Raw genomic sequence first — 21419 nt, 5'->3', positions numbered from 1 at the left:
GACCGGCCGCGGCGAGGCCGAGGGCGCGCTCACTCGTCGGTCACCTGCCTCCCGCTGTCCTGCACGGGGCAGCTGCCCGCCACCGCGCAGTGGCGGCATCCGTCGTTGCGCATGGCGAGGTAGCCGGGGCCCTGCGTGGACGCGGCGGCCTGGTGAATGGTGTCTCGCCAGTGCTCGAGCGCCTCGGCGTCCAACGGGGGCTGCATGCGCTGGGTAGCGCCCTCCGCCTTGCTCGGCTTCGCGACGTACACCAGCCGGGCCCCACCGGGCTCGCCGGACGGAACCGCGCCGGTGTCCTGATCGGCGGAGCCGGGTTCCGCCGGTGCGTCGAGAGCGCCCATGGCGGCCGCCACCTGATAGGTCGCCAGCTGCGCGTGATCGACGGCGGCCTGCTTGGTGACGGGCGACTTGCCGGTCTTCACGTCGACGATCACGAATCGTCCCTGCGCGTCGCGCTCCAGCCGGTCGACGCGGCCCCGGATCCGCACGGCGCGTTCTTCTTCCGTGCGCGCGGGCAACACGCAATCCACCGGCACCTCGACGCCGGCCTGGGTGAGCTCGCCGCGGGTGTTGCGGACCCAGGCCGAGAAGGTCTCCAGCATCGCCTCGGTGCGGCGCAGCTCTTGCCGGGAATGCCAACCGGTCCCCGGATCCACCGCCTGCCAAGCGCGATCCAGCGCCTCGCGCACCTGGTCCGGGGGCACTTTGCCCGCGAGCGCCTGCACCAACGTGTGCACCAGGTTGCCCTTGACGGCGTGCGGGTTGTCTCCGTCGGTGCCGCCGTTGCGTTCCAGCGCCCAGCGCAGCGGGCAGGTGCGCAGCAATTCGACGGTCGACGGCGACAGCGCCACCGCGCCGTCGTCCTCCGTCCACAGCGGTCGCCGCGAGCTGAGCTCGGCGGTGCCGTACCAGTCCTCGGGGTGGGTGCCTCGCACGCCCGCGTCCGCCAGCCGCGCGAGCTGATGCGCGGCGCGGCGCCTACGCTCCGGATCGGCCTCGGGATCGCAGACCACGCCGCGCAATTCGGCGACCAGGGAGTGCATCACCAGGGCGCGTCCGGGATCGACCACCGGCAGCGCACCGGGCTCGCCGTCGTCGTCGTGTCCGAGCAGTTCGGCGAGGAAGCGCGAGGGCACCAGATCGCGTTCGCCCGCGACCGATTCCACGGCGGTGACCAGCAGCGAGCGCCGGGCCCGGCTGCACGCGACGAGCAGCAGCCTGCGCTCCTCGGCGAGGATCGGCGCCGCGCGGCTCACCCGTTCCCCCGCGTCGGACACCCCGGCGGTGAGATCGACCAGGTCCTCGGTGTGCAGCAGGGTGCCGCGGGCGCGCGGGTTGGGCCAGATCCCCTCCTGGACTGCGGCGACGGCGACCACATCCCATTCCCGTCCGGCGGCGGCGTGCGCGCTCAGCAGCGCCACCGCCTCGCCCGGTGCCGTGCGCGGCGCCGCGTCCTGCGGAATCTCCTGTTGGGAGAGGTATTCGACGAACCCTTCGATGCTCGCGCGCGGCAACCGGTCGACGTAGGCGGCGGCCGCGTCGAACAACCCGACCGCGGCGTCCAGATCGCGATCGGCTTGCATGCCGACCGCGCCGCCGCGCTCCGACTGGGCCACCCAGCGCCGTTCCAGCCGGGAACCGGTCCACAACGCCCACAGCACGTCCTCCAGGCTCGCGCCGCGCCCGCGCGCCTTCCGTGCCCGGCGCAGCGCCTCCAGGACCCGGCGCAGTGGCGCGGCCTCGACCTCGGTGAGCCGGTTCAGGATCGCCGGGTCGCCGGTCCCGATCAACAGGTCGCGCAGCACCTGCGCGGAGGGGCGGTCGACGTCCGTGTCGCGGTCCGGCGGCGGATCGTCGGCCGTGTCCGGGGTTTTCGCCCCGGCGCGCACGTATTCCAGCGCAGCGCGCCGGATGCCCCGCCGCAGCCTGCGCAAGGCGATCTGGTCGGCGCCGCCCAGCGGGCCGGACAGCAAATCGAGGGCGTCCTCCGGTTCGAATGCCGGTTCCGCGCCCCGCTCGACCGCCTCGCCCGCCAGGATCGCGCGCAGCGACAGCAGCATCCAGGCCGCGCCGCGCCTGCGCGCCAGCGGTGTGTCCAGTGCGGGTTGCTGCACGGGCACGCCCGCGGCGAGCAGGGCGCGGCGCAGCGGCGCCAGCGACAGCGGCACCGAACGCACGATCACCGCCATTCGCGACCACGGCACTCCGCCGGTGAGATGCGCCCGGCGCAAGTGGTCGGCGATGAGCGCGGCCTCCTTCGCGGGGGTGGCCAGCACCCGGACTCGCACCTCGGTGCCGTCCTCCCGCGGTCCCGCGCCTTCGGGCACCGGAATGCGCTGCGGCGCACTGCCCGGCAGGCGTGCGGCGATCCGCGCCACCGCCAGCTCCACCTGACCGCCGCAGCGATGGCTGTCGCGCAGCACGATGCGCCGCTCGGGCGGCACGTCGAGCTCGGCGACGAATCGCGCGTCCGCGCCGCGGAAGGTGAAGACGGCCTGATCGGGATCGCCTGCGATCACCGTGGTCCGCGCGCTGTGTCCGATCGCCCTGACCAGGACGGCCGCCTGCGGGTCCAGGTGCTGCGCGTCGTCGACCAGCAGGTATCCGATCCTGGCGCGTTCGGCGGCAAGCAGATTCGGGTCGGCGGCCAGCGCGTCGAGCGCCGCGCCGACCAGTTCGGCGGCGTCCAGCGCGGGCGCGGTCGCCTCCGGCGCCTCGACGCCGACCGACCAGCGCAGCAGCATCGTCTGCTCGTAGCGGATGGCGAACCTGCCCGCCGCCACCCATTCGGGCTTGGCGTGCTCGCGGCCGAGCCGCACCAGGTCTTCCGGTCCGAGGCCGCGTTCGGTGGCCCGGAGCATGAGATCGCGCAATTGCTCGGCGAACCCGCCGAGCGCGAGCGCGGGCCGCAGCCGCTCCGGCCATAATCCGCTCGCGCCGTCGGCCATGTCGGCCAGATCGCCGCGCAGCATCTCCCGCACCACCGCGTCCTGTTCGGCGCCGGTGAGCAGCCGCGGCGGCGGGTTGCCATGCGCCAGCGCGTGCCTGCGCAGCACGGAGAAGGCATACGAGTGCAGCGTGCGCACCAAGGGTTCTCGTGTGGCGCCGGGCACACCGCCCTCCGCGCCGGGTTCGGGTCCGCTCAACCGCGTGGTGATGGCGTCGCGCACGGCGCCTGCCGCCTGTTTCGAATGGGTCAGCACCAGGACCGATCCGGGATCGGCTCCGGCGGCGATGCGCTCGGCGGCGAGATCGACCAGCAGGGCGGTCTTGCCCGTGCCCGGTCCGCCGAGTACCTGCCAGGGCCGCCACCCCGGACGCGCGGGACCCGCCTCGGCGGCGGCGTCCAGCAGCGCGCGAACGTCGGCGCCCCAGTCTCGCGGCCGGGGCGCCACCACAGTCCGGCGAACCAGTCGCACCGCGCCATCCGATCGCACCACGCGGGCTATTGCAACAGACACGACCGACACGCCGGTACACGCCTCCGCCCGACCGCCGGTGCGGGCGACTGCGGCGCAGGTCAAAATGGACCGGTGTCTGTTTTGAATGTCCATCGGTTCGGTCCGACGACGGGACCGGTGGTGCTGGCCCTGCACGGCGTGACCGGCCACGGCAAACGCTGGGAAGACCTGGCCACCCGGCATCTGCCCGATGTCCGCGTGCTCGCGCCCGACCTGCGCGGACACGGTCGCTCGACCTCGCTGCCGCCGTGGAACTTCGAGACCATCGTCGAGGATCTGGTCGGATTGGTCACCGCCGAGGCGGACGGCCCGGTGGTGGTGGTCGCGCACTCCTTCGGCGGCGCGTGCGCGCTGCACCTGGCGCATCGGCATCCCGAACTGGTGCGCAAGCTGGTGCTGCTCGATCCGGCCATCGCACTGGAACCGGAATGGCTCAACGAGATCGCGCTGTCCACCCTGGTCTCGGCCGACTACGACAGCGTCGAGCACGCGCGCCAGGACAAATTGGACACCGGTTGGGGTGACGTCGAGCCGCGGTTGCTGGAAGCCGAACTCGACGAACACCTGATGCCCACCGCGGACGGGCGCTTCGGCTGGCGGATGAGCCTGCCCGCCGTCAACTCCTACTGGGGCCAGCTGGCCCGCCACTGGGTGCTGCCGCCCGCCGATCTGCCCACCGTGCTGGTGCAGGCGATGAAGGTGCACCCGCCGTTCGTCACCCCGGAGTTCCGCGCGGCGCTCACCGAGCACATGGGCGCCCGCCTGACCGTGCTCGAATGGAACTGCGATCACATGGTCGCCCAGGCGTATCCCGCACAGACCGGTGAACTCGTGCGCTCGGTGCTCTGAGCCGATGCCGACCACCGACGCCCAGGTAGAGCAGGTGCGCGCGCTGGTGGCGGCGATACCGCCCGGACGGGTCGCCACCTACGGCGACATCGCGGCGGCCGCCGGTCTGTCCACGCCGCGCACGGTGGGCTGGATCATGCGCACCGACTCGGCCGACCTGCCCTGGCACCGCGTGCTCGGGGCGAGCGGCAAGCCCGCCGCGCACCTGGCCCACCGTCAGCTGCGCCTGCTCGCCGCGGAGGGCGTGCCGATCCACGACGGGCGCGTCGACCTGCGCGCCGCACGTTTCCCGTTGCCAGATCTTCCGCGCGACTGAGCACCGCTTTCCGAAATGCCTCCGTGCCCGAATGGCGGACAGTACCGTTGATCCATGCCCACCCGCCTGGCATGCGTCGCCTTCGATGCCGACCGGCCGCGTCCGGTCGCGGACTTCTGGGCCGAACTACTCGGCTGGAGCGTGACCCTCGACCGCCCCGACCAAGTGAACGTCGCGGCCCCCGACGCCGACGGTGGCGAGCTTGCGCTCACCTTCCTGCCCGCGATGCGGGCCAAGGTCGGCAAGAATCGCCTGCATCTCGATCTGGCCACCCGCTCGCTGGACCACCAGCGCACCCAGGTGGACCGGGCGCTGGCATTGGGTGCGCGATCGGTCGACATCGGCCAAGGCGCGGTGCCCTGGGCCGTGCTCGCCGACCCGGAGGGCAACGAGTTCTGCGTGCTCGAACCCAGGGAGGAGTACGTGGACACCGGATCCGTCGCGGCGATCGTGGTCGACACGCGCGACCCGCGGCGCCTCGCCGAGTTCTGGTCGGCCGCCACGGGCTGGCCGTCCACGCATCGCGGCGAGCGGCTGACCGGGCTGCGTTCACCGACCGGGCTCGGCTCCTGGCTGGAGTTCGTGCGCACCCCCGACGCGGGGTCCGGCCGGACCAGGCTGCGCCTGGATCTCACCTCGTTTCCGGCCGACGACCGGGCCGCGGAGGTCGCCCGGCTGCACGCGGCGGGCGCCACGACGATCGACCGGGGCGCCCCGGTGGCCGCCCGGGACACCGACCTCGTGCTCGCCGACCCGGAACTCAACGAGTTCCGGCTGCTGCCCCCGGCTCGCTTCTGGTCGAACGCCTGATCCGAGCCGTCCGCTCCCGGGCTTCCCGGCGATGACGAATTAGCATGGCCGCCATGGTGTACCTAGCTCGAGGTCGTGGCGTGTGATCGCCGCCGACGCGATCGTGCTCGCGGGCGGCCGGGCCAGCCGGATGGGCGGCGTGGACAAACCGGCCATCGTCATCGGCGGCCGTCCCATGCTCGAGGTGGCGCTCGCCGCCGTCGCCTCGTGCGCGCACACGGTGGTCGTCGGACCGCATCGGCCCGAGCTGGCGCCGGAGATCATCCAGGTGCGCGAGGTGCCGCCCGGGTCGGGTCCGGTACCGGCGATCGAGACGGGGCTGCGCGCCCTCGGCTCCGCCGCCCCGCTGGTGGTAGTGCTGGCCGCCGACCTGCCGTTCCTGTCGCCGTGGGCGATCGCCGAACTCATCCGGCACGCCACCGAATCCGGCGCGGACGCGGTGTTCGCCGCCGACGAGTCGGGGCGTCCGCAGTATCTGATCGGGGTGTGGCGGCGCTCCGCGCTGACCGCCGCGCTGGACGGGCTCGACGCGCTGATCAACCAGCCGATGAAAGCCCTGGTGCCCGCCGCCGCCGCGATCATCCCGCTCTCCGGCGTCGGCGACTGCGACACCGACGAGCAGGTACGGCAGGCCAGGGCGGCGGTCGACGCGCCACGGCGGCAACCGCCGCTCGACCTCGACGAGGCACGAACCGTTCTGCGCCGTAACCTGTCCCGGCTCACCACGTACGAGGCCGATCTGCATTCGGTGCTCGGGGCGGCGCTCGCGGGCCCGCTGACGGCGGCCGGGCCGCTGCCCCGCTTCGACGTCTCGGCGATGGACGGCTACGCGGTGGCGGGCGAGGGCCCGTGGCGCCTGCGCCGCGATGTCGGCTTCGCGGGCGGGCGGCGACCGGTGGGACTGCTGCCGGGCGAGGCGGTGCGGATCGCCACGGGGGCACACGTCCCGGACGGCACCACGGGTGTGCTGCGCGACGAATTCGCGCACATCGCCGACGAGACGCTGTACCGCCTGCCGGACACCCCGCTTCGCGACGACATCCGCCGCCGCGGCGAGGACCGCGCGGCCGGTGATCCGGTCGCACCGGAGGGCACGCCGGTCACCGCGGCGTTGGTCTCCGCGGCCGCGAGCGTCGAGGTCACCGTGGCGCCGGTGCGCGGCCCGGTCCGCGCGCGCATCGTGATGACCGGGGACGAGATCCGCAGCGAGGGGCCGCTGCAAGCGGGGCAGACCCGCGACTCGATCGGTCCTGTCCTGCCGGATCTATTGTCCTGGAACGGCATTCGCGCCGCCGATCGGGTGCATCTGCGCGACACTCCGCACGGCTTCGACGAGGTCATGACCGTCGCGCCCGACTGCGACCTGCTGGTGATCGTCGGGGCGACCGGCGGCGGGGCCGCCGACCAGCTCCGCGGCGCCCTCGCCCGCGCCGGAGCCGAGATCCTGGTGCCGCGACTGCGGCTGCGGCCGGGCGGTTCCACCGTCGTGGCCCAGCTCGCCTCCGGCACCACGGTGCTCGGCCTGCCCGGCAACCCGTTCGCCGCCGTCGCGACGCTCATGACGCTCGCGCCAGCGATCGTCGAGGGCCACACCGGCGCCGCTCCCGCGCGCCCACTGCGCGGACCATTGCACAACGCGGCCGAGATCACCGGACCGGTGCCCCGCATCGTTCCGGCCCGCGCCGCCGACGAAGGTGGCTGGATCGGCGATCCGATCATCCGCACGGCACATCTCGGTGGCCTCGTCGATCGCGACGGCTTGGTCGTCGTCCCGCCCGACGCCGACGACGGAGCGATCGTCGAATTCCTTCCGCTGCGCCGCTGAGGCGACGTGTCACGTCCGGGGTTCGTCGCTTTGGGCACGAATGTGCTTGCAGCGCAGTCCTTCCAGGAGAACGAGTGCGCACAGGAAGCCGAGAGCGCTCCGAGCCCCGGTCCCGGCGTCGAACCGAAGTCGTTGTCTCACAGAGGGATCAGCGGTAGCGGCGGCGACCACTCGAACGATCCGCACGCTTCTTCACGACAGCGGAATCGAATTCACCGCGATAAACACCGACGCACCCGCGCAAGCGTTACCACTTGCCCCGGTTCACCCTTTGCCCCAACTCTCCGGCGCGCTGGTCAGGAGAATGTCAACCAGAGGCACACCGCAACCGAATTCGTTATCTAAATCAATGCGAATATCGCCTCTACCTGCATAAACATGACAGATCTGCCGCTAAGGGGCATATTTTTCATTTCCCCTTCCGGACGCCATACCCGCTCGCTATCGTGAGTTCGTTAGGCGAATATCAATCCCCCGGAAAGGACCGTGTGGAGATGACTGAAAAGTCGAAGAAAACGCCTAAGAAAATGCCGAAGCAGATGCCGAGGCAGCAACAGCAACAGCGCCAAGAGCAGGACATGCGCGAGGGCTCGGACATGGAAGGCCGTCGGGGCACCAGGAGCGAGATGCCCGACCGGCGCGGTGAGCAGGAGCGCCGCCGCTAGTTGATCTGCGCCACCCGCGCCGCCGGCCCCAACTCCTCCCGGGACCGGCGGCCGCGGTCGTTCGAGACCCGTGCGCTTACCCCGCAGGTAATTGCCGCACCGCGCGCGGCGGACCTACCGTCGGTGCGACGCCATCCCCGGCGTGATCGAACGAAGGAAGGCCAAACGCCATGTCCGCCTATGGCTTCGCCCACCTCCGCAGTCGCAGGGCCCATCCCGACATCCTCGAATACCTGGAGCGCATCCAGGCCACCTTGGACCCGTTCGGCGGCCGCTTCGTCATCCACGGGCCCCCGGCCGAGGTCGTGGAGGGCAACTGGCCCGGCAGCATGGTGCTGATCGAGTTCCCCGGCATGACCGAGGCGCGGGAGTGGTACCGCTCGCCCGCCTACCAGGAGATCCTGCCGCTGCGCGCCGAGCACATCGACGGCGACCTGCTGCTGATCGAGGGCGTCGGCCCGGACTACGACCCACGCGAACGAGCCGCGAAACTGCGCACCCCGGCCACCTGACGCGATTTCGGCCCGCCGTCCCCCGTCCGATACCGTTGACCAGGCACGACACGGTTCGACGCGAGAAGGATGCGCCTGATGGACGACAGCTCTCTGGTCTGGGACGACGGCGCGCTCGTCACCATCGACCAGCGCGGCCTGCCGCACGAGGTGCGTGAACTGCGGCTGAGCACCGTCGACCAAGTGATCGACGCGATCAAGGCGCTGGCCATCCGCGGCGCGCCCGCCATCGGCATCGCGGGCGCGTTCGGCGTCGTCATCGCCACCTCCGCGCACACCGTGGACGGCGTGGTGGACGAGGCGGCGGTGCAGGCCGAGGCGGACCGGATCGCCGCCGCCCGGCCGACCGCGGTGAATCTGGCCTGGGCGGTGCGGCGGGTTCGGACGAAGGTGGGCCACGGCGCGGGCGCGGTCCTCGCCGAGACGCTCGACATGCTCGCCGAGGACGGCCGGGTCAACCGGGCCGCCGCCACCCACGCCGCCGACCTGGTGCAGCGCCTGTGTGCGGACCGGCCGCTGCGTGTGCTCACCCACTGCAACACCGGGCGGCTGGCGACCAGCGCGTTCGGCACCGCCATCGGCACAATGCGGGTGCTGGCCGAGCGCGGCGCGATCGAACAGGTGCTGGTGGACGAGACCCGGCCGCTGTTGCAGGGCGCGCGGCTGACCACCTGGGAACTCGCCGAAGCGGGCATCCCGCACCGGCTCACCATCGATTCCGCCGCGGCCTGGGCGATGGCGACCGGACAGGTCGACTGCGTACTCGTCGGCGCCGACCGGGTCACCGCCAACGGCGACGTCGCCAACAAGATCGGCACCTACGGTCTCGCGCTCGCCGCCCGCCACCACGGCATCCCGTTCGTCGTGGTCGCCCCGGAGTCGACCCGCGACCTGTCGATGGCCACCGGCCATGAGATCGTCGTGGAGGAACGCGCGGCAGCCGAGGTGACCGGATTCGGTGGCGTCGCAACGGCTCCCGAGCACACCGAGGTCTTCAACCCGGCGTTCGACGTCACGCCGGGTGAGCTGGTGACCGCGGTGGTCACGGAGAACGGCGTGGTGCACCGCGGCGATTCGTCACACGGCGCCGCGACCGCGAGCAGCGCCCCCGAACTCGGCTCCGATACGTCGCACGGCGCGGCCATCGCGGACATCGCTCGCGAGCTCTACCGGCGCGGCTGGATGCCGGGCACGGCGGGCAACATCTCGGTGCGCACCGGCGCCACCGCCCTGGTCACCGGAAGCGGGTTGTCCAAAGGCGAACTCACCGAGCGCGACATGGTCACCGTGCGGGTAGCGGACTCCGCGCCCGTGGCAGACCACGGACGCAAACCCTCCGCCGAGACGACGATCCACACCGCCGTCTACCGGACCCGCCCGGCCCAGGCGGTCGTGCACATCCATCCGCCGTTCGCCACCGCACTGGCCACCCGCTCGGCGTCCCCCGGCATGCTCGCGACGCTGCGGATCACCGACTACGAACTGATCAAGGGGCTCGGCGGCGGCGATCCGGCCGTCGCGGAGATCCCGGTCTTCCCGAACTGGCCCGAGGTGCCGCGCATCGGCGCGGACATCGAACGCTACCTTCTCGACCATCCCGGCGCGCTGCCCGTCCTGGTCATCGCCGGTCACGGCATCACCGCGTGGGGCGATGATCTCGCCCAGGCGCGCGATCGCGCCGAATGCCTGGAAGCATTGTGTGAGCTGGTGTCCCGCACCGGCAGTCCGGCGGCGTTCGCCCCGCGCGACGACTTTCTCGAGATTGGACTGACATGACCCTCCTGCAGGTGATGGCCGCGGGCGACGCGGCCGACGTGCGCGTACGCACCAGCGACGACGAGGTGATCGGCACCGAACTGGCGAAGCACGGCGTGACCTTCGGCCGCTGGCCGGTGGTCGAGAACGCCGCCTCGGTGTCTTCCGAGGATCTGCTCGCGCACTACGCGACGAACGTCGCGGAACTGAACGGCTCCGGGCGCTACAAGCACATCGACATCGCCCGCATCCACCCCGACGACGCCGACCCGAAGTGGCCGGAGATCGCCGCGGGTGCGCGCGGGAAGTTCCTCGACGAGCACCGGCACGCCGAGGACGAGGTGCGCTTCTTCGCCGCCGGACGCGGCTGCTTCTATCTGCACCTGGGCGCGGAGGTCTTCGCCGTGGTGTGCGAGGGCGGTGACCTGCTCTCGGTACCCGCGGGCACGCTGCACTGGTTCGACATGGGCGAGCGCCCCGATTTCATCGCCATCCGCTTCTTCGAGGAAGCGGACGGCTGGGTCGGCGACTTCACCGGCGACAAGATCAGCGCGGGCTTCCCCACCCTCGACGAGCTGCTGACCGCGCCGTGATCGACGCCGTCGTCGTCGATATCGAGGGCACCACCAGCCCCACCGCCGCGGTCCGCGAAGACCTGTACGGCTATACCCGGCAACGGCTCCCGGAGTGGCTGGCCGAGAACGGCTCCACGAACGCGGCTCCCGTGCTGGCCGCGACCAGGGAGCTGGCCGGACGCCCGGACGCGGGCCCGGAGGAAGTCGCCGGGATCCTGCGCGAGTGGCTCGACACCGACGTCAAGGCCGAGCCGCTCAAGACCGCGCAGGGCCTGATCTGCGCGGAGGGCTTCCGCGGCGGCGCACTGCACGGCGAGTTCTTCCCGGACGTGCCACCGGCGCTCGCCGCGTGGCACGCCGCGGGCCTGGCGCTGTACGTCTACTCCTCGGGATCGATACGCAATCAGCGGGATTGGTTCGCCTTCGCGCGCGGCGGCAGCCTGTCCGAGCTGATCAGCGGGTACTTCGATCTATCGACGGCGGGCGGCAAGCGCGAGTCGTCCTCCTACGACAAGATCGCGGGCTCGATCGGCGCGCCCGCCGAACGCATCCTGTTCCTGTCCGATCATCCGGACGAACTCGATGCCGCTGTCGCCGCGGGGTGGCGAGTCGTCGGCCTCGCCCGGCCCGGCGAGCCCAATCCGCCTCGGCCGCCGCACCGCTGGGTCGACACGTTCGCCGACATCGATCCCGCCGCCCCGGCCTGAGACAACGGCCGACGCGTTCATCCGCCTATGCCGCAACCACTTTCGTTTTCTACCTCGCCGAGGCTTCCAGGTGACGCGGCACCGGCTGGCCGCGCAGACCGGTCGATGCGAAGCGTGATCGCCTGCGTCTCAGCGAGCTTCAGGATCGACGGCCAGGACCGAGCGGCCGCCGTCGACGGGCAGGGTGGCTCCGTTGACGAAGCCGCCGTCGGTGGAGAGCAGGAATTCGACAGCGGCGGCGATCTCGTCGCCGGTCGCGACGCGCCCCAGCGGGTGTAGTGCCGCCATATCGCGTTCGACGGCGGCCGCGTCCTCGGCGGACAGCGTGGACAGATACTCCGCATAGCGTTCCGTGGCCACGGACCCGGGAGCGACGGCGTTCACCCGGATTCCGCTTCGTCCGTACTCCACCGCCAACGCCCTGGTCAGCCCTTCGATCGCCGCCTTGGCCGTGCTGTAGGGCAGCGCGCCGGGCACCGCTCGGCGCGCTTGGTGCGAGCTGATATTCACGATCGCCCCGCCCGCGCCCGCGGCCAGGAATCGGCGCACCGCCGCGCCGCAACCGACCACCACGGGCCGCAGGTTCGTGTCGATGAGCTCCAGGACACAATCCGCCCCATGGGAATCGAGCGACGCGTCACGGAACACGCCCGCGTTGTTGACCCATCCGGCGAACGTCCCCAACTCCTGCGCGCGATCGGCGGCCCGTTCGGCGGTCTCCTCGGCGCCCGCGTCGCCCGCCACGACGGTGACCCGTCCGACCGCCCAGGACAGCGACTCCGCGTCGCGCTCCACCACCACCACCGCGTGCCCGCGAGCCAGCAGTCGAGCCACGATCGCGCGGCCGATTCCGCGTCCGCCACCGGTCACCACGTAGGACAGTGTCATCCGGTCGATGGTAGACAGACGAGCCATCGGGACGGCGTGGACCGCTCGGCGCCAGACGAATTCGTGGACGGCGATTCCTGGAACCACGCGAGGAAGGACAATTTCTCGCAGTGTCTGGCGAATTCTCAGCGAATTGTGATTGTGCTTACAATACGCTGTCAGGAAACCTCGGCCGAAACACTGCGGAACGGATAAGCGGGGTGACCCGGACAGCCGCTCCATTGTGTTAACAAATGTAAAGCACTGGAGAACCGGCCGTTTCCAAAGCATCACCGACGCGGGCCCGGGTGCGCTCCTCCGCTTCGATTCCGTCCAGTTCAGAGCGGGTTCGCCCTGGTCGACCCACCGGACCACCCTGGGAAGCCGCGCACTACCGTGACCGGGAGGTTGCGCCGATCTCACAACTCACCACGCTCTCGAATGGGCTGTGAGAAAGAGGTTTGGCCAGCCGTGCGCGCCTCTTTACAGTCGGAACATCCACCCGATCGCACAGCTCGAAGGGGACGTCGTGGTTAATTCCCGCACCCAGGGTCACGCACCCTCCGCCCCGGCCGCCGACGCCGGGGACGCGCTCTTGCGGCTGGGGAAGTACTTCCACCGGGGCGAGGTGTCGTCCGATCAGCGGACGCTGCACAAGGTCGGCGGGCGCAGCGCCGACGAGTTCTACCGCGATCGCTGGTCCCACGACAAGGTGGTGCGCTCCACGCACGGCGTGAACTGCACCGGCTCGTGCTCGTGGAAGATCTACGTGAAAGACGGTGTGATCACCTGGGAGTCGCAGCAGACCGACTACCCGTCGGTGGGCGCCGACAAGCCGGAGTACGAGCCGCGCGGCTGTCCCCGCGGCGCGTCGTTCTCCTGGTACACCTACTCGCCCGCCCGCGTGCGCTACCCCTACGTGCGCGGCACGTTGCTCGAGCTGTACCGGGAAGCCAAGTCCCGGCTCAAGGATCCGGTGCTGGCCTGGGCCGACGTCGTCGAAGACCCGGAGAAGGCGCGCAGCTACAAGGCCGCCCGGGGCAAGGGCGGATTCGTGCGCGCCGAGTGGTGGGAGGCGGCCGAGATCGCCGCCGCCGCACACGTCTACACGATCAAGCAGTACGGCCCGGACCGGGTGGCCGGGTTCTCGCCGATTCCGGCCATGTCCATGGTCAGCCACGCCGTCGGCGCCCGGTTCATCTCGCTGCTCGGCGGCTCCATGCTGTCGTTCTACGACTGGTACGCCGACCTGCCGGTGGCCTCGCCGCAGGTGTTCGGCGACCAGACCGACGTGCCCGAGTCGGCGGACTGGTTCGACGCCGGTTACCTCATCATGTGGGGCTCGAACGTGCCGGTCACCCGCACACCGGACGCGCACTACATGACCGAGGCCCGCTACCGGGGCCAGAAGGTGGTCGTGGTCTCCCCCGACTACGCCGACAACACGAAGTTCGCCGACGAGTGGGTGCCCGCGCGCCCCGGCACCGACGCGGCCCTCGCCATGGCGATGGGTCACGTGGTGCTGAAGGAGTTCTTCGTCGAGAAGACCACGCCGCGCTTCCTCGACTACATCAAGCGCTTCACCGACCTGCCGTTCCTCATCACCCTCGACGAGCGCGACGGGGCCTACGTCCCCGGCAAGTTCCTCACCGCCGCCGACCTGGGCCGCACCGGCGAGGGCGTGCAGTTCCAGACGGTGCTGCTGGACGCGCAGGCGCAGCCGGTGGTGCCGAACGGCTCGCTCGGCCATCGTTTCGGCGACGAGGGGGCCGGGCGCTGGAACCTCGATCTCGGGGACGTCGATCCCCTCCTGAGTCTGTACGGCCGCACCGACGACGCTGCGGCTGTACGGATTCCCCGGTTCGACAGCGACACTCCCGGCGTGCTCACCCGCGGCGTGCCGGCCACGACCGTCGCGGGCAGGCGCGTCACCACGGTCTTCGACCTGTTGCTCGCGCAATACGGCGTCGGCCGCGACGGTCTGCCCGGCACGTGGCCCAGCGGCTACGACGACGCGGACGAGCCCTACACCCCGGCCTGGCAGGAAGCCATCACCGGAGTGCCCGCCGTGCAGGCCCAGCGCATCGCGCGCGAGTTCGCCGACAACGCCGAGCGTTCCGGCGGCCGCTCGATGATCCTGATGGGCGCGGGCACCAACCACTGGTTCCACTCCGACCAGATCTACCGCGCGTTCTTCACCCTGACCCTGCTGACCGGCTGCCAGGGCGTGAACGGCGGCGGCTGGGCGCATTACGTCGGGCAGGAGAAGTGCCGCCCGGTGACCGGCTGGTCCACCCTGGCCTTCGGCCTGGACTGGCAGCGCCCGCCACGGCAGATGCAGGGCACGGTGTTCTGGTATCTCACCAACGACCAATGGCGCTACGACCCGTTCACCGCCGAGCCGTTCGCCTCGCCTCTGGGCACGGGCAAGTTCGCCGGCCGCACCGCCGCCGACAACATCGCCCTCGCCACCCGGCTGGGCTGGATGCCCAGCTATCCGACCTTCGACCGCAACCCGCTCGACCTGGTGGACGAGGCCGAGGCCGCGGGCAAGACCGCTCCAGAGCACGTGGTGGACGGGCTGAAGTCCGGCGACCTGCGGTTCGCCTGCGAGGACCCGGACGCGCCGGAGAACTTCCCGCGGTGCCTGACCGTGTGGCGGGCGAACCTGCTCGGGTCCTCGGGCAAGGGCAACGAGTACTTCCAGCGTCATCTGCTGGGCGCCGACTCCAATCTGCAGACCACCGACGCCACCGGCGTGCGGCCGCAGGAGCTGACCTGGCGGGAGACCGCGGCCACCGGCAAGCTGGATCTGCTGCTGTCGCTGGACTTCCGGATGACCAGCACCACGCTGTTCTCCGACATCGTGCTGCCCGCCGCCACCTGGTACGAGAAGCACGACCTGTCCTCCACCGACATGCACCCGTTCGTGCACGCCTTCTCCCCGGCCATCTCGCCGCCCTGGGAGGCCAAGACCGACTTCGATGCCTTCCACCGGATCGCCCGCGGGTTCTCCTGGATGGCCGAGAAGCATCTCGGCAAGCGCAAGGACATCGTCGCGGTGCCGTTGCAGCACGACTCGCCGGACGCGACGGCCCAGGCGGGCGGTCGCGTGCTGGACTGGAAAGCCGGTGAGTGCGAACCGATTCCGGGCAAGACCATGCCGAAACTGGTCGTGGTCGAACGCGACTACCCGAAGCTGGCGGAGAAGATGGCCGCGCTCGGGCCGCTGATCGACACGCTGGGCGTCACCACCAAGGGCGTCACCACCTATCCCGACCAGGAGGTCGAGTACCTCGCCGGAGTGAACGGCACGATCGTGTCCGGTGTGGCGCAGGGCCGCCCGTCGCTGGCCAAGGACACCCACGCGGCCGAGGCGATCCTCGCGTTGTCGGGCACCACGAACGGCCGTCTGGCCGTGGAGGGTTTCCACGCGCTGGAACGCCGCACCGGCACCAAGCTGGCCGACCTGGCCGCGGAGCACGAGGGCAAGCGGATCACCTTCGCCGACACCCAGGCCCGCCCGGTCCCGGTGATCACATCGCCGGAGTGGTCGGGCAGCGAGACCGGCGGACGCCGCTACTCGCCGTTCACCATCAACACCGAGCGGCTCAAGCCCTGGCACACGCTCAGTGGGCGCCAGCACTTCTACCTCGATCACGACTGGATGATCGAGCTCGGCGAGCAGCTGCCGATCTTCCGCCCGCCGCTGGACATGACCGCCCTGTTCCACGAGCCCTCGATCGGCGACGTCGGCGACAAGGGCGTCACCGTGCGCTACCTGACCCCGCACTCGAAGTGGTCGATCCACTCCGCCTACCAGGACAACCTGCACATGCTGACGCTCTCGCGCGGCGGGCAGACGATCTGGATGTCCGATCGCGACGCGGCGAAGATCGGTGTGGCCGACAACGACTGGATCGAGGCGATCAACCGCAACGGCATCGTGGTGGCCCGCGCCATCGTCAGCCACCGGATGCCCGAGGGCACCGTGTTCATGTACCACGCCCAGGACCGCGCGGTGGACGTGCCGCGCATCGAGGGCATCGGCGAGGACACCAAGGGCCGGGGCAAGCGCGGCGGCATCCACAACGCGCTCACCCGCATCATGATCAAGCCCTCCCACCTCATCGGCGGCTACGCGCAGCAGTCCTTCGCGCTGAACTACCACGGCCCCACCGGAAATCAGCGCGACGAGGTCACGACGATCCGCAAACGGTCGCAGGAAGTGGAGTACTGACATGGGCGAGGGCGACACGCGGGCCCACACGCACCTACCGGCGCAAGAAGGCGGTACTGACATGGGCGACGGCGGCACCCGGACCCACCACGCACCTACCGACGCAGGAAAGCGGTACTGACATGCGAGTCATGGCACAGCTGGCCATGGTGATGAACCTGGACAAGTGCATCGGCTGCCACACCTGTTCGGTCACCTGCAAGCAGGCCTGGACCAATCGCGGCGGCACCGAGTACGTCTGGTTCAACAACGTGGAGACCCGGCCCGGACAGGGCTATCCGCGGCAATACCAGGATCAGGAGAAGTGGAAGGGCGGCTGGACGCTGAACAAGCGCGGCAAGCTCACCCTGAAGTCCGGCTCCCGGCTGAAGCGGCTGCTGAACATCTTCGCCAACCCGGATCTGCCCACGGTCGAGGACTACTACGAGCCGTGGAGCTACGACTACGACAACCTGCTGTCCTCGCCGCCGATCGACACCACGCCGGTCGCACGGCCCAAATCGCTGATCACCGGTGAGGACACGAAGGTCACCTGGGGCGCCAACTGGGACGACGACCTCGGCTCGGGTCCCGAGCAGGTCGGCAAGGACCCGCTGCTGGCGAAACTGTCCGATCAGGTGAAACTGGAGTTCGAAGAGACCTTCATGTTCTACCTGCCGCGGATCTGCGAGCACTGCCTCAATCCGTCGTGCGCGGCGTCGTGCCCCTCCGGCGCGATCTACAAGCGCGCCGAGGACGGCATCGTGCTGGTGGACCAGGACAAGTGCCGCGGCTGGCGGCAGTGCGTGTCCGGCTGCCCGTACAAGAAGATCTACTTCAACCACAAGACGGGCAAGGCGGAGAAGTGCACCTTCTGCTACCCGCGTGTGGAGGTCGGCATCCCGACGGTGTGCTCGGAGACCTGCGTCGGGCGATTGCGCTACATCGGCGTGATGCTCTACGACGCCGACGCCGTGCTGGAGGCCGCGTCGGTCACCGAGGACGCCGATCTCTACCCGTCCCAGCTCGGTGTGTTCCTCAATCCCCATGATCCGCGCGTGATCGCCGAGGCGGAGCGCGCCGGGATCTCGCCGGAATGGATTCAGGCCGCCCAGGATTCGCCGGTCTACAAGCTGATCGTGGACTACCAGATCGCGCTGCCGCTGCATCCGGAGTACCGCACCATGCCGATGGTCTGGTACGTGCCGCCGCTGTCGCCGGTGGTGGACGTGCTCACCGAGACCGGGCACGACGGCGAGAACGCGTCGAACCTGTTCGGCGCCATCGACGCGCTGCGCATTCCGGTGGAGTACCTGGCCGAGCTGTTCACCGCGGGGGACGTGGGCCCGGTGCGCGCGTCGTTGCAGCGCCTGGCGGCGATGCGTTCGTTCATGCGGTCGGTGAACCTCGGGGAGGAGCCCGATCCCTCGATCGCGCCCTCGGTGCGGCTGGAGCCGGAGGAGATCGAGGCGATGTACCGGCTGCTGGCCATCGCCAAGTACGAGCATCGCTACGTCATCCCGACCGGCGCGGGAGCCCGCGCGCACGAATTGGATTCGCTGGCCACCGGATGCAGCCTGGACACCGACGGCGGGCCGGGCATGACGGCGTTCGACCAGATGGTGGAGAAGTTCCACCTCACCGACTCCAACGGCGCCGCGCCGCAGGAGAAGTCGTCCCGGATCAATCTGCTGAACTGGGACGGGAAGAGCACCGACGGTTTGCTGCCGAGCAACGGCGCCGTCAACGGCAACGGGCACGCCAACGGCACGGGCAACGGGCACGCCAACGGGCACGCGGATGGCGCGAGCAGCGCCGTCGCCGGTGATCCCACCTCGACTCCGACCGGAGCGGGGCGATGAGCCTGCTGAAACTGCGGCGCCGCCCGGAACCGGCGGTCGAACTGGCCCAGCGCGACCGTCAGTTGGTCTGGCGGATCGCCGCGCTGCTGCTGGACTACCCCGGCGAGCAGACGCTGGCCATGGTCGACCAGTTGGCGACCGCCGCGACCGCCCTACCGGACGAAGTGCGCGCCCACCTGGACGAATGCCTCGACTACCTGCGGAAGACTCCGCCGCTGGAACTAGCCGCGGACTACGTCGCGACCTTCGACATGCGCCGCCGCGCCAGCCTGCACCTGACCTTCTACGCCTACGGCGACACCCGCAAGCGCGGGATGGCGCTGCTGCGGTTCAAGCACGCCTACCGGCACGCCGGTGTCGAACTCGGTGACGAAGAGCTGCCCGACCACCTGCCCGTGCTGCTGGAGTTCGCCGCCACCGTCGATCCGATCGGCGGCGAACGGCTGCTCGGCGAGCACGTTCCGGTGCTGGAGCTGCTGCGGCTTTCGCTGTCGGACAACGGCTCCCCTTATGCCGGAGTGCTCGCGGCGATCGGGGCGACGCTGCCGCCGCCGACCACCGCGGATCGCAGGCGCATCGCCGAACTCGCCGCCCAGGGCCCGCCCGAAGAGGAAGTCGGATTGGAACCCTTCGCGATGGACCCCTCCCTGTTCGACGGATCGGAAGGCCGACGATGAACGCAACGCCGAACCTGCCGATCGCCCTGTGGCTGATCCTGCCGTACATCGCGTTCACCTCGTTCGTGCTCGGGCACCTGTGGCGCTACCGCAACGACCAGTTCGGCTGGACCACGCGCTCTTCACAGATGTACGAGAGCCGCCTGCTGCGCCTGGGCAGCCCGCTGTTCCACTTCGGCATGCTCGGGGTGTTCGGCGGGCACGTGCTCGGCGTGCTGATCCCGGAATCGTGGACCTCGGCCGTGGGGATCTCCGAGCACCTCTACCATGTGATCGCCGTCGCGGCGGGCTCGGTGGCCGGTCTCGCCGTGCTGGCGGGCGTGGGCATCCTGCTCTACCGGCGTTTCACCGTGCCCGCCGTCCGCAAGGCGACGACCGGCAACGACAAGCTGATGTACGCGCTGCTGGCCGCCGCGCTGGTCACCGGCCTGCTCAACACGTGGGGCAGCAATCTGCTGTGGGGCACCTACAACTACCGCGAAACGGTCTCGCCCTGGTTCCGCAGCCTGTTCACGCTCGCCCCTGAGCCCGAACTCATGGTGGACACGCCGTGGACCTTCCAGCTGCACGGTTTGGTCGTGCTCGCGCTGATCGGGCTGTGGCCCTACACCCGGTTGGTGCACATGTTCAGTGCGCCCGTCGGCTACTTGATGCGGCCGTACGTGATCTACCGCAGCAAGGAATACGACGCTCCCGACAAGCGCCGTTACGCCCGGGCATGGGACGCGCCCGTCACTCCCGAACGCTGGCGTTAGAGACGCCGCGCATGAAGACCCCGTCCGGACAATGGCGTCCGGGCGGGGTCTTCCGCGTCGGGCGGGGCGTCGCGGCGGCGCTCGACCGGTCGGCGGGGCGGTGCCCGAAGGGTCAGGCGTTGTCGTAGGCGTCTTGCAGCACCTTGACGTCCAGCTTGGACATCGACCGCAGGGCGGTGCCGACGGCGATGGTCTTGGCGGGATCCTCGCCGCCCATCAGCTTCGGCAGCGCCGCGGGCACGACCTGCCAGGGCAGGCCGTAGCGGTCGGCCAACCAGCCGCACGGCCCGGGCTCGCCGCCGTCGGCGGTGAGGGCGTCCCACAGGCGATCGATCTCGTCCTGAGTGTCCACGACCACCTGCAGTGACGCGGCATCGGTGAGCGGGTGGTCCGGCCCGCCGTTCATCAGCGTGACCTGGTGACCGTCGAGATCCAGCGAGACGATGAACGCCGACCCATCGGAGTTGCGGGAGACCTCGACCACCCGCGAGTTCGGAATCACCGAGACGTACAAGGCGGCGGCTTCCTCGGCGGCGTTGTCGAACCAGAAGAAGGTGTTGACGGACATGATGTGCTCCTGCGCTGTGGTGTGACTCGCTGTCACCTACCGGTCGGAGCCACCCGTCCGTCTTCGACATAGTTCGCGAACATTCTCGAAAAATTTTTCCGGGAGCGTCGCCCACTCTGGGCCAGATGATCGCTGGGAGGGCTTCGATAGCCCTCCAATTCGCAGCTTTTCGCAGGCAGAACCATCGACCCATCGGGGTAACCAGGCATACGCTGAAGTTTGGCCCCGGCGATGTGGTCTATCCCACTTTCGGGGACTCGTGTCTCAGCGCCCCGACTCCGCCGGTGCAGTGGCCGTCGAGGCGAGCAAGGGAGTTAGCAATGAAGGGTGGAGGAAGAATCGCGCTGGGGGTGGGCGTCGGATACCTGCTGGGCCGCACTCGCAAGATGCGCTTCGCGTTGTCACTGGCGGGCGCCGCGATGGCCAAGCGGTCCGGAGGAACGACCGGAGACCTGCTCGAGCGCGGGACGTCGCTGCTCAAATCGTCGCCCGAGTTGTCCAAGATCACCGACACCGTGCGCGGCGAGTTGCTCGGCGCGGCACGGTCCGCCGCGGTCACCGCGGCGAGCAACCGGCTCGATGCGCTGAACGCCCGGTTGCAGCAGGGTTCGACGCTGCTCGCGGACGAGGATCGAGACGGCTCCCGGGAGACGGATTCCGGCGAGGACGAGTACGACGACGAACAAGCGTCCGCCGAGGACGAGGAGCAGACGTCCTCCGACGAGGATCAGGATCAGGATCAGGATCTCGAGGACGAGTACGAGGAAGACGAGGACGACACCGACCAGCCCGCGGACGAGGACGAGGACGCCGCCGAGCGACCCGCCGCGCGGCCGCGCGCTCGCCGGTCGGGCGCCTCCGCCAAGCGCGGAGCGGGCTCCCGGACCGCGGACCGTTCGTCCGGCTCCGCGGATCGCAAGCCGACCGGAACCCGTGGACGTCGTAGTCGCTCCGATGCCGACGACGCGCCGCCCGTGCGTCGCACAAGGAGATGAG

17 protein-coding genes are annotated in these 21419 nt (G+C 70.3%); 14 read left to right on the top strand and 3 right to left on the bottom strand.

All coding sequences use genetic code 11. The features are described 5' to 3' along the window. Positions 1 to 29: 29 nt before the first annotated feature. Entirely contained in the window at positions 30 to 3461 is a 3432-nt protein-coding gene (locus tag ACGF7Y_RS00295; RefSeq protein WP_393227817.1) for an ATP-dependent helicase, read from the bottom strand. Between the two features lie 72 nt (positions 3462 to 3533). Between ACGF7Y_RS00295 and ACGF7Y_RS00290 the strand changes: the two genes are divergently transcribed. The 9 genes from ACGF7Y_RS00290 (at position 3534) to mtnC (ending at position 11475) form a co-directional block, all read left to right on the top strand. After that, positions 3534 to 4310: an alpha/beta fold hydrolase gene (locus tag ACGF7Y_RS00290; protein ID WP_062975334.1), complete on the top strand. Its 777-nt coding sequence runs from the start codon at positions 3534 to 3536 to the stop codon at positions 4308 to 4310. A 4-nt stretch (positions 4311 to 4314) separates the two neighbouring features. Continuing rightward, complete coding sequence (locus ACGF7Y_RS00285) at positions 4315 to 4626, top strand: MGMT family protein (RefSeq protein WP_040868972.1); 312 nt, start codon at positions 4315 to 4317, stop codon at positions 4624 to 4626. 54 nt (positions 4627 to 4680) lie between these two features. After that, on the top strand, positions 4681 to 5436 hold the full coding sequence (locus tag ACGF7Y_RS00280) for a VOC family protein (RefSeq protein ID WP_393227814.1): 756 nt from the start codon (positions 4681 to 4683) through the stop codon (positions 5434 to 5436). A gap of 82 nt (positions 5437 to 5518) precedes the next feature. Further along, entirely contained in the window at positions 5519 to 7261 is a 1743-nt protein-coding gene (locus tag ACGF7Y_RS00275; RefSeq protein ID WP_393227812.1) for an NTP transferase domain-containing protein, read from the top strand. 494 nt (positions 7262 to 7755) lie between these two features. Beyond that, positions 7756 to 7926, top strand: a complete 171-nt coding sequence (locus tag ACGF7Y_RS00270; protein ID WP_393227810.1) for a hypothetical protein — start codon at positions 7756 to 7758, stop codon at positions 7924 to 7926. A 170-nt stretch (positions 7927 to 8096) separates the two neighbouring features. Next, positions 8097 to 8438, top strand: coding sequence for a DUF1330 domain-containing protein (locus ACGF7Y_RS00265; protein WP_393227809.1), 342 nt, complete (start codon positions 8097 to 8099; stop codon positions 8436 to 8438). A 78-nt stretch (positions 8439 to 8516) separates the two neighbouring features. Next, a complete protein-coding gene (gene mtnA / locus ACGF7Y_RS00260; protein ID WP_393227807.1) occupies positions 8517 to 10214 on the top strand; it encodes an S-methyl-5-thioribose-1-phosphate isomerase in 1698 nt (565 codons plus the stop codon). Beyond that, on the top strand, positions 10211 to 10786 hold the full coding sequence (locus tag ACGF7Y_RS00255) for an acireductone dioxygenase (RefSeq protein WP_393227805.1): 576 nt from the start codon (positions 10211 to 10213) through the stop codon (positions 10784 to 10786). The genes mtnA and ACGF7Y_RS00255 overlap by 4 nt, the downstream gene beginning before the upstream one ends. After that, positions 10783 to 11475, top strand: coding sequence for an acireductone synthase (gene mtnC / locus ACGF7Y_RS00250; protein ID WP_393227803.1), 693 nt, complete (start codon positions 10783 to 10785; stop codon positions 11473 to 11475). The genes ACGF7Y_RS00255 and mtnC overlap by 4 nt, the downstream gene beginning before the upstream one ends. A 129-nt stretch (positions 11476 to 11604) precedes the next feature. Here mtnC and ACGF7Y_RS00245 read toward each other — a convergent pair whose 3' ends face one another. After that, positions 11605 to 12363 (bottom strand): SDR family NAD(P)-dependent oxidoreductase, encoded by a 759-nt coding sequence (locus ACGF7Y_RS00245; RefSeq protein WP_393227801.1) that lies wholly within the window; start codon positions 12361 to 12363, stop codon positions 11605 to 11607. A 508-nt stretch (positions 12364 to 12871) separates the two neighbouring features. Between ACGF7Y_RS00245 and ACGF7Y_RS00240 the strand changes: the two genes are divergently transcribed. The 4 genes from ACGF7Y_RS00240 to narI all read left to right on the top strand — a co-directional run bounded on the left by ACGF7Y_RS00240 (position 12872) and on the right by narI (position 19855). After that, positions 12872 to 16582 (top strand): nitrate reductase subunit alpha, encoded by a 3711-nt coding sequence (locus ACGF7Y_RS00240; protein WP_393227798.1) that lies wholly within the window; start codon positions 12872 to 12874, stop codon positions 16580 to 16582. 131 nt (positions 16583 to 16713) lie between these two features. Further along, positions 16714 to 18423, top strand: coding sequence for a nitrate reductase subunit beta (gene narH / locus ACGF7Y_RS00235; protein ID WP_393230830.1), 1710 nt, complete (start codon positions 16714 to 16716; stop codon positions 18421 to 18423). After that, positions 18420 to 19100, top strand: a complete 681-nt coding sequence (gene narJ / locus ACGF7Y_RS00230) for a nitrate reductase molybdenum cofactor assembly chaperone (protein WP_393227795.1) — start codon at positions 18420 to 18422, stop codon at positions 19098 to 19100. The genes narH and narJ overlap by 4 nt, the downstream gene beginning before the upstream one ends. Next, complete coding sequence (gene narI / locus ACGF7Y_RS00225; RefSeq protein WP_393227792.1) at positions 19097 to 19855, top strand: respiratory nitrate reductase subunit gamma; 759 nt, start codon at positions 19097 to 19099, stop codon at positions 19853 to 19855. Before narJ ends, narI begins: the two co-directional genes overlap by 4 nt. Positions 19856 to 19967: 112 nt before the next feature. Here narI and ACGF7Y_RS00220 read toward each other — a convergent pair whose 3' ends face one another. After that, the gene (locus ACGF7Y_RS00220) at positions 19968 to 20423 is read right to left on the bottom strand and encodes a VOC family protein (RefSeq protein WP_393227789.1); all 456 of its coding nucleotides are present in this window, start codon (positions 20421 to 20423) and stop codon (positions 19968 to 19970) included. A gap of 320 nt (positions 20424 to 20743) precedes the next feature. Here ACGF7Y_RS00220 and ACGF7Y_RS00215 point away from each other — a divergent pair, with 320 nt between their 5' ends. Then, on the top strand, positions 20744 to 21418 hold the full coding sequence (locus tag ACGF7Y_RS00215; RefSeq protein ID WP_393227786.1) for a hypothetical protein: 675 nt from the start codon (positions 20744 to 20746) through the stop codon (positions 21416 to 21418). Position 21419: the final 1 nt, after the last annotated feature.

The organism is Nocardia sp. NPDC047654 (assembly GCF_043205035.1).
Taxonomy (GTDB): Bacteria; Actinomycetota; Actinomycetes; order Mycobacteriales; family Mycobacteriaceae; genus Nocardia.
The sequence above is the reverse complement of the archived record's forward strand: the minus strand, read 5'-3'. Positions and strand labels throughout refer to the sequence as shown.